Here is a 12,362-nt window from a genome sequence, read left to right as displayed (position 1 = left end):
GATGAATGCATTCACGACGAGGTCGCGCGATGCCCGGCTCATAGACGGAGCGGCAGAAGCCAAGAAAATTCATGCCGAACTGCGCAATGTGGTGGCCAATCTCACTGAGCGCGGCGTAACACCGGGACTTGCCGTCGTTTTCGTCGGCACTGATCCCGCAAGCGCGGTTTACGTCCGCAACAAGGTGCGGCAGTCAGTCGAAATCGGACTTCGTTCGTTTCATCACGAACTCCCGGCGAGCACGAGTGAAAGCGATCTGCTTGCACTTATCGGACGCCTGAATGCGGCCGATGACGTCGACGGTATCCTAGTTCAACTACCCCTGCCGCCGCACATCAATGCGGAAAAGATCACCGGTGCGATAGATCCGGTCAAAGATGTGGATGGATTCCATCCGGTCAATGCCGGGAAGCTATCGCTTGGTCAACCGGCGCCAGTACCGTGTACTCCCTTGGGCTGCATGCTCCTCATCAAAAGCATTCGAAGCAACTTGAAGGGCCTCTCAGCTGTGATCGTTGGGCGTTCGAACATTGTTGGCAAGCCGCTTGCGCAGCTGCTGTTGCGCGACGACGTCACGGTGACGATGGCCCACTCCAAAACACAACGCCTAGACCAAGTTTGTCGAAACGCCGATATCTTGGTGGCAGCGGTCGGAAGAGCCAGGCTGATTCAAGCCGATTGGATTAAGCCCGGTGCGGTAGTCATCGACGTCGGCATCAACCGCGAAGAGATCGACGGAAAAAACACGTTGATAGGAGACGTCGATTTCGATGGCGCGTGCAAGGTCGCGGCCGCGTTAACCCCGGTGCCGGGAGGCGTCGGTCCCATGACTATCGCCTGCCTGTTGAGAAACACCGTTGAGGCGGCTTGCCGCAGGCGCCGCGTCACCGCGCCGTTATAAGCGAGGGCGGCCCTATCGTTACGCGTGCGCAATCTATCCTCCAGTCAGCGCCGGTTGGTCGGGATCGCGGGAGCCCCCGGGCAATGGGATATTTCGGAAGGATTTAGGTCGTGGAGCTCGGCTCTCCGATCGCAAACGATCCGAGCGTTGTTGCCGCTAATCTAAAGGAACGCCGGTGAGCGGCAGCAGTGTCGCGGATGTCGGGTCAACCTCTCCTGGACGGCGGGGAGACGGTCTAAGCCCGCATGCCTAACGCCACAGTCTCGAGGGCTGGCGATGCGCCGTTGTTCGATGTGCGCGACAAAATAGCAGTCACCGTGAAAAAACTGTCCATATTTTCATGTTGACAAAATTTTGACCCGCCGCTTAGCTCGTGGAGAGGCAAATGGGGAGGGATCGATGAATTGGGTCAGTCAAGGTCGGTGTTTCAGGGGATTGCGGTCGGTGGCCTTTGTGTTCGCTGCTGCAGCGTCCTTCTCGTCCGCAGCATCTTCGCCGGGACATGCGGACGACTTCAAACTTGCTCTGATAACCAGCACAACAGGTGCGTTCGAGGTCTACGCGAAGCAAGCGCAGATCGGGCTGCAACTCGGTCTTGAGTACGCGACCAAAGGGACGATGCAGGTCAATGGGCGCAAGATTATCGTCATTCAAAAGGATGACCAATTAAAGCCGGATCGCGCACGCGCGCTTATCGAAGAAGCAATCCAGGACGATAAGGCGGACATCGTTATGGGAAGCACATCATCGGCGACAACGCTTGCCATGATGCCTGTCGCGGAAGAACTGAAAAGACCGTTGGTGGTGGATGTCGCCGGAGCGGACAGCATCACTGGAGATAAGTGGAACAGATACGTCGTCCGTACCGGCCGTACCGTCGGTCAGGAGGCGGTCGCCTCAGCCTTGCTTATTGCCGACAAAGACACCTCGATCGCTGTCCTCGCTCAAGACTATGCGTTTGGCCGCGAGAGCGTCCAGGTCTTCAAGGCTACCGCGCAGAAGGCCGGCGCAAAGATAGTCGGTGAAGAATACCTTCCCATCAACACCACCGATTTCACCGGTGTTGCCCAACGCTTGTTCAACGCACTCAAGGATCGGCCAGGCAAAAAGAAGCTATGGGTGAACTGGATCGGGACGACGCCGATCGGGAAGCTCAATGCAATGGATCCGGCCCGCTACGGAATTGAGCTTTCTACTCCAGGAACTCCTCTTCCTGGAATGGGAGCATTCAAGGGGGTTCCGAACCTGACGAGCGCGCTGATGTACTACTACGACATTGTCAAGAATCCTGAAAACGAATGGTTGGTTGCCGAGCACAAGAAGCGGTACGGCGCACCTCCCGACAGCGGCCAAGCGTTGGCATTTGACGCCGGCCTCGCCATCGTGAACGCTTTGACGAAAGCCGGGAGCCCAGACCCGGAAAAAATGATCGCAGCATTCGAGGGGATGTCATTCGGCGGTTCGACAGGTCGGCTGACAATAAGGAAAGAGAACCATCAGGCGCTGCATGACTTCTATGGCGTGACGTACGACACCGAACCGAACGTCGAGTGGGCCGTGCCAAAGTTGATCAAAACGTTCCATGGCGAAGAGCTCAACTCACGGCTGCCGAGCAAGTAGTTCGTCACAATTACGGCTTTCCATTCCGTCGACAAGCTAGATGCAGAAATGGACCATTCAGAACCGCAGAGGCCATCAATCCTGAGAACCGTCGATTTGGGCGTTTCTTTCGGGGGGCACCGCGCCGTGAACGCGGTGAGCTCTTCCTTCGACGGAGGAGTGCTCACCGCGATCGTTGGGCCGAACGGCGCTGGCAAGACAACGTACTTCAATCTCATCTCGGGTCAGATTCCGGCGTCAGAAGGGCGCGTATGGCTTGGTTCCGAGGACATAACAAGGGCGTCAGCTGCCCAGCGCGCCAAACTGGGGTTAGGGCGAGCTTTTCAGCTTACCAATCTGTTCCCTCGGTTAAGCGTGCTTGAGAATGTCAGGCTCGTTCTCCAGTCGTTGCAGTCCGGACGCCATCGTCGGGGGCTCAATTTCTGGAGTATCTGGAGCGATGCAAGATACCTGATCGAGAGCGCCGAGAGAATCTTGGCGTCCGTATCGATGCTGGCGCACCTCCATGATCCCGTCGCCAGTCTTTCGCACGGCGATCAACGAAAATTGGAGGTTGCCATGCTCATCGCGATGGACCCGCAGGTTTACATGTTCGATGAGCCGACAGCCGGGATGAGCGCCGACGAGGTACCGGTAGTACTCGATCTCATTCGGAAGCTAAAAAGCCATACACACAAGACCATCCTGCTGGTCGAGCATAAGATGGACGTCGTCCGTGATTTGGCCGATCGCATCATTGTGCTTCACAATGGCGAACTCGTCGCTGACGGCAGGCCAGCCGAGGTCGTCGAGTCTGCAATCGTCCAAGAGGCCTATTTGGGGACTTCGACCCGTTCGGCGCGAGGCGTAGCGTGACCGAGGCTTTGCTAAGGTTGGACGATGTCCATACACAAATTGGCCTATATCACATTCTGCAAGGAGTGACGTTCCAGGCGCAACGCAACAAGATAACTCTGCTTCTCGGACGCAACGGCGCCGGTAAGACGACAACATTGCGTACAATTATGGGCTTGTGGCCCGCGTCTGCAGGACGAATCGCGTTCGGCGAAAAGGATCTCGTTGGCTCCTCCACGTCAGAAATTTCGCGACAGGGGATCGCCTATGTCCCCGAGAATATGGGCATTTTTCCAGACCTGAGCGTCAAGCAGAATATGCTTCTGGCCGCACGTAAAGCGAGGCGGGTCGCGGATATCGATCAAGCTCGGCTCGATTGGATCTTCAGGCTTTTCCCTGCGGTTCACAAATTTTGGGATAGACCCGCAGGAAAGCTGTCAGGAGGCCAGAAACAGATGGTCGCAATGGCTCGGGCGATCGTTGAGCCTCGCGAACTTCTCCTGATCGATGAGCCGAGCAAAGGCCTGGCGCCGGCAATCATCAACAACATGGCCGACGCCATGATCCAGCTGAAGAAGAGCGGAGCCACGATCCTGCTCGTCGAACAAAATCTGCATTTGGCGCGGGAGGTCGGAGACGACGCAGTCATCATAGACGATGGAAAGGTCGTCCACACAAGCCCGGCAGGCGATTGCTTTGCGCGCGGCGACATTCTCAAGGCCCACCTCGGACTAACGATATGATGCCTAGTCGTTACGACCTCTCCGCTCTGCTATTGCTTCCGGCCCTTATGGGAATGGCCTTCTTTGCCGTCGGTGATTCAACCACGTGGTTCACTCTCACAATCGCAGGGCTGGCGATGGGGATGATTATCTTCACGATTGCTTCCGGAATGACCGTGGTCTTCGGCTTGATGGATGTACTCAACTTCGGTCAAGGCGTTTTCATCACTTTGGGAGCCTACCTTTCCGCGAGCATATTTGCCGCCATGAGTGGTTACGTTGTTTCGCCGGATATAGCCGACAATGTGCTGGTTCTAGTACTTGCGATAGCGGCCGCGATTGTAGGCGCAGGGGCCGCCGGGATCGTTTTCGAGCGTCTCTTGGTTAAGCCCGCCTATGGTGACCATCTGATGCAGATCCTGGTCACCACAGGTGGACTGATCGTCGGAGAGGAGCTTATCAAGGTCGTCTGGGGCGTCGAGCAAGTTAGTGTGACCCTGCCTCCGTTTCTGACCGGCTCGTTCGTGATCGCTGACGTTGCGATTGAGCGATACCGAGCCTTTGCGTTTCTCGTCGGGATGGCCGTCTTTGCATTGCAGTATTTTCTATTCTCCTACACCAAGACTGGTTTGCTCATCCGCGCCGGCGTTCATGATCGCGAGATGGTGGAGGCGCTTGGATATGGGGTGAGGCGTCTTTTCGTGGCCACGTTTGTAACCGGGTGCACTCTTGCCGGCCTCGGTGGCGTCATGTGGGGGCTCTACCAGCAAACACTCGTTCCCCAAATCGGAAGCCAGATGAACGTTCTTGTTTTCATTGTCATCATTATTGGCGGTCTGGGATCGACAGGAGGAGCGCTCCTCGGTGCTATGCTCGTAGGCATTACCGCCAACTACGCGAGCTTTATCGAACCAAAGGTGGCATTGTTTTCCAACATCCTGATCATGACAGCTATTCTACTTTGGCGTCCTAATGGGCTCTTTCCGGCGAGCGCCCGATGATGTCGTCTTCAGGGAATTGGACGCGGGTCATATCGCGCGATCGTCCCGGCAGCTGGCTTCTCGCCGCAGTGCTGATCGCAATCGTACTCGTTCTCCTATTTGCACCGTTTGTTTTGACAGGCGCGAAGGCAATCAGCATCTGCGTCAAGATCCTGATTTTTGCGGTGCTTGCCGCGAGCTTCGACCTCCTGCTCGGATATACGGGTATCGTCAGCTTTGCTCATACGCTGTTCTTTGGAATAGGAGCATACGGCGTCGGTATCGCTATTGTTAGGATGGGCCCAAACTGGAGCGCTGTCGGTCTTGGAACGGCCGCGGCGCTCGTCATATCCATCGTTCTCGCGCTGGTAATTGGTCTCTTCTCATTGAGGGTGCGCGCGATATTCTTCTCTATGATCACGCTCGCTCTTTCGGCGGCGGCCCAGACGCTGGCGACGCAGCTCTCGAACCTCACTGGGGGAGAGGACGGCATCATATTCCGCCTGCCTCCGGTCTTGATGCCGAGTTTTCGGCTCTCGGATACCAGCTTGCTCGGCCTCATGTTGGACGGCAAGATCATCTGTTATTACCTGATATTCGCCGCAAGCGCTCTACTCATCCTTGCGCTCCTGCGCATTGTAAACTCGCCCTTCGGTCGAGTTCTCCTCGCGATCAGGGATAATGAATTTCGAGCGGAGGCGATCGGCTATCACGTCGTTGTGTTCCGCACGATGTCGAGCGTGATTGCAGCTGTATTTGCTTGTTTGGCGGGTGTTCTCCTTTCTCTCTGGCTCCGCTATGCGGGACCCGACGCCGCGCTGTCATTTGAAATTATGCTCGACATCCTGATGATCGTGATCATTGGTGGCGTCGGCACGATCTACGGAAGCATCGTTGGAGCTGCCGTTTTCCTGGTGGCGCAAGGGTATCTTCGCGACCTCCTCAAGGTCACCGCGCAGGCTGTTGAAGGAATCCCGGGCTTAAGCCAAATCCTGTCACCAGATCGATGGATGCTTTGGCTCGGCTTGCTGTTTATCCTGGCGGTTTACTACTTTCCGACCGGCATCGTTGGCGTCCTCCGCGAAAAATCCCGACGGCGGAGCCAAGTCCGAAGGCCGGAACGGTCAGATCAACGAAGCGCAATCGGACGCCTGATGGAGCGCGTCCGATGACGCTTCCAGCAACCGTTTTGTCGGGATTTCTCGGCGCAGGTAAAACGACGCTTCTCAATCATCTGCTGCGCAACCCGGGATCGGAACGGCTCGCTGTTCTCGTGAATGATTTCGGTGCGATAAATATCGATCAGGAATTGGTCAGCGTACAGACCAGAAACCAGATCGAGCTCACAAACGGTTGTGTATGTTGTTCGATCCAGGACGATCTGGCCTCGGGGCTCGTCGCAGTCAGCAGGACATCAGAACGCTTCACTCGCGTCGTCCTCGAGTGTAGCGGCATCGCTCATCCTGCAGGTGTCCTGAAAGTATTCGGCAGCCCACCGGTCTCCGACCTCTTTGAAATCGACGGCATCTTTTGTCTGATTGACGCATCCAGTTTTATGGATCTTGATTTTCGGAGTACCGAGTTAGCTATCGATCAAGCCGCGACTGCCGATCTTGTACTGCTCAACAAGGGCGATCTCGTGTCACTCGATGCCCTCAATGAAGTGAGACAGGTTCTGCAGGACGCGCAGCAAAGCATGAAGATCATCGATGTTGTGAAGGCACAAATATCTCCGGCGGTTCTTTTTGGGACCCACCGGGCGCGGACGGAGACGTTCGGTAGTGACGAACTGACGCGAGTCGAACATCACGAAATGTACGAGAGCGTCGCTTACACGTGGCAAAGAACTATCGAACTGGCCGACTTCGAAAAATTGGTCAAGGCGCTACCTCCAAAAGTACTGCGCGGTAAGGGCATCTTGAACGTACGGACGAAAGAGGGAGAGCCTTCAAGGAAGGCGGTCTTCCAACTCGTCGGCAAGCGTTCGTCCATAGAAATCGTGTCCGACCGTGGCAATCGGGATAGCCAGATCGTTTTTATCGCCCGTCGGGGCGAGTTGGACCGTGAAGCTCTGTGTGCGGCGCTGGAGAATTGTGCCGGATCCGCCAATGTTTCGCTCATGGGGCGCCGGCGGCGTCCCCGGCGAGCGCCGGTTTGCGAATGAAAGGGAGGTTGATGATGAGGATGGCCGATAGGATGTTCTTTGGAGGGACTATTCGGACGATGAATCCGGAGAAACCGCTCGTCGAAGCCGTCGCGGTCCGAGAAGGAAGAATCGTGGCTTTTGGGGCGAAGAAGGAGGTCGAGTCTCTCGTTGGCTCGTCTACCGAGCATGTCGATCTCAGAGGTAAGGCGATGCTTCCGGGGTTTGTGGAAGCGCACAGCCATCCGCTTATGAGCGCCATGGCCTGGGGAGATCCAGTTGTTGATATCAGGACGGTTCATGAACCGACCTTCGCGGCGGTACTGGCAAAGATGCGCCGTCGGGTAGCTAAGGCCAAGCCGGACGAGATCTTGTGGTTCCTAGGTCTCGATCCTCAGTTGCACGAAGGGATGGAGGAGCCCTCGCGCGAACTTCTTGACGAGATCGCCCCCAACAACGCGGTCATCGTGCAAACCATCAATTTCCACGGGGTATTCGTCAACACCAAGGCTCTGGCGGTCTTTGGAATTACGAAAGGCTATGAACCGCCTCTCGGCGGAAAGTATGTGTTGGGAAAGGACGGACTCCCGTGGAAATTCGCCGAAACGGCTGCTTGGCAGCTTTGCAACAAATTCTACGAGCTCTGTGGTGAGGAGAGAACCAGGCGTAGTTTCGAGGAGTGGGTCCAGAAGTTCGTAAAGGCCGGTTACACCACTACCTCGGAAATCATGGTCGAGCCCGGCAGCGCTCGCATGCTGCAAGCGGCGATTAAATCGCGGCAAAATCCGCTGCGTATCGTCGGGTACGAATCGAAGCACCTCGGGGGTGAAGTAACGGTGCCGCTTCAGTTCGGAGATGATGATTTTCGAATGATCGGCACTAAGCTTCATCTAGACGGATCGGTGCTTCTGGGAAACGTATGGACTACGACCCCCTACCTCAATAACCAGATGACTCTCAAGGGAATGGGACTGCCCGAGAATAGCACCGGTCACCCCAACCTTTCGGAGGAGAAGGCGTACAATCTCGTCCGGAAGTATGTAGGTGAGGGATGGCAAATGTCGGTCCACGCCCACGGCGATAAATCCATCGATATGGCTCTCAATGTGTACGAGAAAGCCCTAGATGAGATCGGGGCGGATAAGGTGTCGGGCCCACTCCGTATCGAGCATTGTGGCATCATGCGGGAGGATCAGATCGACCGGGCAATTCGCCTTGGTGTCGTGTGCTCCTTCTTTCTTCCCTACATCCACTATTGGGGCGAAGCGCTGCGGGACTTCTTGCTCGGCGAAGAGCGGGCTAACCGGTTCGTGCCGTCCGGTTCGGCCACTCGGAAAGGGATGCGTGTCTCCTACCATTGCGACTCACCAATGACCTGGCCGGATGCGCTGATTTGCCTCGACGTTGCGGTCAATCGCCGCACACGAAAAGGCGCGGTGCTCGGTGCAGATCAACGCGTCTCGATGGACGAGGCATTGAAGGCGATCACCATTGATGCAGCGCACCAGTTGCAGATGGAAGACCGCATCGGCAGCATCGCGGTCGGGAAGTATGCCGATTTCGTCGTTCTCGACCAGGATCCCGTCACTTGCGATCCTGGCCATATCTTGAACATCGGCATCTTGAAGACGATCGTCGCAGGCCACGACACGGACGAATACGTCAGGCGAATGGAGACCGTTTGATCGACCGTACGCGTCAAGCCCGCCTGGTACGACGGTTCAGGCGGGCGGCGCCTCATTGAGCTCTCGAGCAACCCGATCATGACCTTACCATCCATATGAGAGGTATCTGACATATGTCGAATAGCCAGCTAGCGGCCTATAACGGAGTTCAGCCTTTTGAGCCCCTCCACACTGATCTGATCGTTGGTCGAACGGTGATCGTTCACATCGATCCACAGAATGACTTTCTCCACGAGGATGGGCACTACGCGAAGTCCGGTATCGATATCAGTCATATGCGTCGGTCGATCCAGCCAATCCAGAAGCTCACGGCGGAATGCAGGCGTCGTGGCGTTCCGATTATTTGGACGCGCCACGGCACAAAGGGGGTAACCGACGGGGGGCCCTTCATGCAGCATCGCCCTTTCCTGCGTGACGGCGGTCTACGCCAGAACACCTGGGGGTACGAGGTCTACGAACCGCTAGGGGCCCTTCAATCGGACTGGTTCATCGAGAAGACGCGGCTCAGCGCTTTCTATAACACGAACCTCGAAGTCGTCCTCCGAGGGCTCAACGCGCATACGGTCATCATTACCGGGGTCCTCACCAATCAGTGCGTCGCCGCCACCGGAAAAGACGCGATGTTTCGCGACTTTCTTCCTATCGTCGTGGAGGAAGCTACGGGAACGACGTTGCCAAATCTGCACGAACCTGCGATCGAGATGATGCGGGTAGGTTGGGCAGAGGTGACGTCGTTGAAGGACGTCTTGGCTCAACTGGAGAAGTTTCCGTTGATCAACGATTTGCCTGCATAACGGCAGAAGTCGAACGCGCCGGCGGCGCCAGGTAGGCCACGAAAAGCTACAAGGGAGAATTCTGTGAAGCGTCAGGGTATGGTGGTTACGCCTCAACCTGAGGCAACCGAAGCAGGACGAGACATCCTCGCGGCAGGAGGAAACGCAATTGACGCTGCGATCGCAGTCGCCCTGGTGCAGACCGTCGTCGATCCAATGATGTGCGGCATAGCTGGTTTCGGTAGCCTCGCCGCGTTTTTCCCGACGAAGGGTGTTCACACCTACTACGACTTCCATTCTCCAGCACCAGCGGCGGTTCGGCCGAACATGTGGGAGTCCCTGATCGAGGGCGAAGCCCGCGATGGTTACGGCTTTGTTCTGAAGGGAAATGTCAACGACATCGGCTACCAATCGATCTGCGTGCCGGCTTCGCTAAAAGCGTATGCCGCCGCGCATCGCGATCTCGGAAAGCTACCGTGGAAGGAGCTGTTTGCTCCTGCGATTGCCTACGCAGAAGGGGGATGGGACGTCAGGCCGCACGTCTACTCGTGGTGGTCGCAGGAAGGCGCCATGGGACGGGTAGGAAACGACAAGCGGATCGCCTACACGCCTAATGCCAAGGCCCTCTACTGTAGGGCGGACGGATCGCCGAAACGCATCGGGGATCGCGTCGTAAATGGCGATTATGCCAACGTGCTTAGGACAATCGCAAAGCAAGGTGCGGACGTCTTCTACAAGGGAGAAATCGCGGACGCGATCGATGCTGATATGCGCGCTCATGACGGCATCCTACGTCGGAGCGATCTGGAAGGTTTCGAAATCAAGCTAAACCAGCCATTGTCGGGCACCTACCGCGGTTTCAAGGTAACCACTAACCAAGCGCCGGGCGGCGGCATCATGCTACTGGAAATGCTCGGTGCGCTCGAGAATTTCGATCTGCGATCACTTGGGCATAACAGCGTAGAATACATTCGCGTTGTCGCTGAGGCGATGAAGGCCGCGACGCGAGACAAGGACTCGTTCATCGGCGACCCTGCTTTCGTCGAAGTACCCACCGAGCGATTGACATCTAGACAGCATTGCGGAGACATCGCCAGATCGATCAAGGAAGGTAAGAAGATTCAAGTCGCCCGCTTGAATGCGGGCTTGCCAAGCAGGGACACCACTCAAGTCTCGATCTGTGACGGGGACGGAAACTGCATTTCGATGACGCATTCCCTGGGGATGCCGTCTGGTGTGATCACGCCCGGCTTAGGGTTCATGTACAACGGCTGTATGGGAGTATTCGATCCGAGGCCTGGCCGCGCAGGATCGTTGGCGCCTGGCAAGGCGAGGTTTTCTTCGATTTGCCCTTCCATCATCTTTAAAGACGATATGCCCTTTTTGGTCATCGGAGCTCCTGGCGCAACTCAAATTGCAATGGGGGTGTTGCAGGTGACGTTGAACGTCCTCGACTTCGAAATGTCGATGCTCGAGGCAGTTTCGTCACCGCGCTTTTCGGGAACGAGTGACGTCATCGATCTCTCGAATCGAATTACGCGTTCGACGGAAACGAAACTCATCGAGCTTGGATATCAAACGGAACGCTCGCCGCTGAGCCACACATTTGCTTGGGTACACGGCATCAAATTCGCCGCAGATGGACTACAAGGTGGCGCTGACCCCGCGACCGACGGTATGGCTCTTACCGCCTGATCACATGGGGCTTGGAGCAGGAACGGTTCAAGCAGTTGGCTTCCAACGTCCGGTAATTGTCGGCCCTGGAAGATCGCCTCGTCATCAGCATCGAAATGGCTCCTATCACATGGCTGGGATTCACGACGGCAGGAGCTCGAGGTCTGGAGTCCAATACGCGGCCGCGAACTGTGGAGGTTGCGCGCTTGCAGTGGACAACGGATTGATGGTCAAAATTTGCGACTCGGAACGGCACAAGGACGGATGGAGAAGAACTAAAAAGCGCTTCCCAGTGCTGTGAATCAACGTCGCGAAGTCAACGGCTCACGATGAGGTCCAGATTCCTCCAATTTGGTCGTCGTGCTTTTTTGCTTGGGCGCGTGCGGCGGTGGCCGCACCGGGCTCTTGCGAACCGAGCCGCATAGCGTCTCGGCCGTCCGGCTGCGATCCCTCGCGCAAGATATCAAGATATAATGTGTTGCTCGCCGGAGGCACTCGCCCGCGGGCCCCGCCGTCATTTCATGCCGGCGTCGCTGTCACTGTCCCGCGCTCGGGTGCCTTGTTGACCGGTCTCGCAACTGCAGTCGCCTCGGTGCCCGCGGGCATTGCATGCCCGCGTCGCTATCACCGCCCTGTCGTCGGCTGCGTTCTCAATTTGCTCACGCTTGCCTTGCGCCTTTTCTCCGCCGAGCTGCTCACCATTTTCATGGTTGAGATCTAAGGGGCAGCTGCCCCTCGCGCGCACCAGGGTGAAGCGCCGGCTGGCGCCGGCGCCGACCCGAGCGGTCTCCCCGGTCTTCCGCGCTGTTTTTAACTTTGCCGACTTCAGACGTCATGGCTCACGCTTGTGCAGACCCGCTTCTTGCGAAGCGGCCCTCATCGGGCGGGCGATACCCCTCCACTCGGGTCGCCCTGGCACTTGCTACCCCCGGTCTCGCCGACGGGCAGGGGCGCAGGCGCGGAGTGCGCCATGCACCCATGGAAGCAAAAGGAAGAATGATCATGTCGGCCAAATCAGTTGAAATCATTC

Annotated in this window: 10 protein-coding genes; all 10 read left to right on the top strand. The window is 56.8% G+C overall.

Translation table 11 applies throughout. The features are described from left to right. The first annotated feature begins 1 nt into the window (after position 1). The 10 genes from folD (at position 2) to AC1VNY_RS31125 (ending at position 11,353) form a co-directional block, all read left to right on the top strand. Positions 2-901: a bifunctional methylenetetrahydrofolate dehydrogenase/methenyltetrahydrofolate cyclohydrolase FolD gene (gene folD / locus AC1VNY_RS31170; RefSeq protein ID WP_482408033.1), complete on the top strand. Its 900-nt coding sequence runs from the start codon at positions 2-4 to the stop codon at positions 899-901. 444 nt (positions 902-1,345) lie between these two features. Beyond that, positions 1,346-2,521 (top strand): substrate-binding domain-containing protein, encoded by a 1,176-nt coding sequence (locus AC1VNY_RS31165; RefSeq protein WP_482408032.1) that lies wholly within the window; start codon positions 1,346-1,348, stop codon positions 2,519-2,521. A gap of 48 nt (positions 2,522-2,569) precedes the next feature. Further along, positions 2,570-3,376, top strand: coding sequence for an ABC transporter ATP-binding protein (locus tag AC1VNY_RS31160; RefSeq protein ID WP_482408031.1), 807 nt, complete (start codon positions 2,570-2,572; stop codon positions 3,374-3,376). Beyond that, on the top strand, positions 3,373-4,098 hold the full coding sequence (locus AC1VNY_RS31155; RefSeq protein WP_482408030.1) for an ABC transporter ATP-binding protein: 726 nt from the start codon (positions 3,373-3,375) through the stop codon (positions 4,096-4,098). Before AC1VNY_RS31160 ends, AC1VNY_RS31155 begins: the two co-directional genes overlap by 4 nt. Then, complete coding sequence (locus AC1VNY_RS31150) at positions 4,095-5,078, top strand: branched-chain amino acid ABC transporter permease (RefSeq protein ID WP_482408029.1); 984 nt, start codon at positions 4,095-4,097, stop codon at positions 5,076-5,078. The genes AC1VNY_RS31155 and AC1VNY_RS31150 overlap by 4 nt, the downstream gene beginning before the upstream one ends. Continuing rightward, positions 5,075-6,229: a branched-chain amino acid ABC transporter permease gene (locus AC1VNY_RS31145; protein WP_482408028.1), complete on the top strand. Its 1,155-nt coding sequence runs from the start codon at positions 5,075-5,077 to the stop codon at positions 6,227-6,229. Before AC1VNY_RS31150 ends, AC1VNY_RS31145 begins: the two co-directional genes overlap by 4 nt. After that, positions 6,226-7,221 carry a CobW family GTP-binding protein gene (locus AC1VNY_RS31140; RefSeq protein WP_482408027.1) on the top strand — a complete coding sequence of 332 codons (996 nt, stop codon included), beginning with the start codon at positions 6,226-6,228 and terminating at the stop codon, positions 7,219-7,221. The genes AC1VNY_RS31145 and AC1VNY_RS31140 overlap by 4 nt, the downstream gene beginning before the upstream one ends. A gap of 14 nt (positions 7,222-7,235) precedes the next feature. After that, entirely contained in the window at positions 7,236-8,885 is a 1,650-nt protein-coding gene (locus AC1VNY_RS31135; protein WP_482408026.1) for an amidohydrolase, read from the top strand. Between the two features lie 113 nt (positions 8,886-8,998). Further along, the gene (locus tag AC1VNY_RS31130; RefSeq protein ID WP_482408025.1) at positions 8,999-9,679 is read left to right on the top strand and encodes a cysteine hydrolase family protein; all 681 of its coding nucleotides are present in this window, start codon (positions 8,999-9,001) and stop codon (positions 9,677-9,679) included. Positions 9,680-9,742: 63 nt separating this feature from the next. Then, positions 9,743-11,353: a gamma-glutamyltransferase family protein gene (locus tag AC1VNY_RS31125; RefSeq protein WP_482408024.1), complete on the top strand. Its 1,611-nt coding sequence runs from the start codon at positions 9,743-9,745 to the stop codon at positions 11,351-11,353. The last annotated feature ends 1,009 nt before the right edge of the window (positions 11,354-12,362 follow it).

This window comes from Bradyrhizobium ferriligni (assembly GCF_056837965.1).
The sequence above is the reverse complement of the archived record's forward strand: the minus strand, read 5'-3'. Positions and strand labels throughout refer to the sequence as shown.

Coding starts and splice junctions, on each gene's coding strand:
- folD (WP_482408033.1), top strand. CDS start 2: ATGAATGCATTCACGACGAGGTCGCGCGATGCCCGGCTCATAGACGGA.
- AC1VNY_RS31160 (WP_482408031.1), top strand. CDS start 2,570: ATGGACCATTCAGAACCGCAGAGGCCATCAATCCTGAGAACCGTCGAT.
- AC1VNY_RS31150 (WP_482408029.1), top strand. CDS start 4,095: ATGATGCCTAGTCGTTACGACCTCTCCGCTCTGCTATTGCTTCCGGCC.
- AC1VNY_RS31145 (WP_482408028.1), top strand. CDS start 5,075: ATGATGTCGTCTTCAGGGAATTGGACGCGGGTCATATCGCGCGATCGT.
- AC1VNY_RS31140 (WP_482408027.1), top strand. CDS start 6,226: ATGACGCTTCCAGCAACCGTTTTGTCGGGATTTCTCGGCGCAGGTAAA.
- AC1VNY_RS31135 (WP_482408026.1), top strand. CDS start 7,236: ATGAGGATGGCCGATAGGATGTTCTTTGGAGGGACTATTCGGACGATG.
- AC1VNY_RS31130 (WP_482408025.1), top strand. CDS start 8,999: ATGTCGAATAGCCAGCTAGCGGCCTATAACGGAGTTCAGCCTTTTGAG.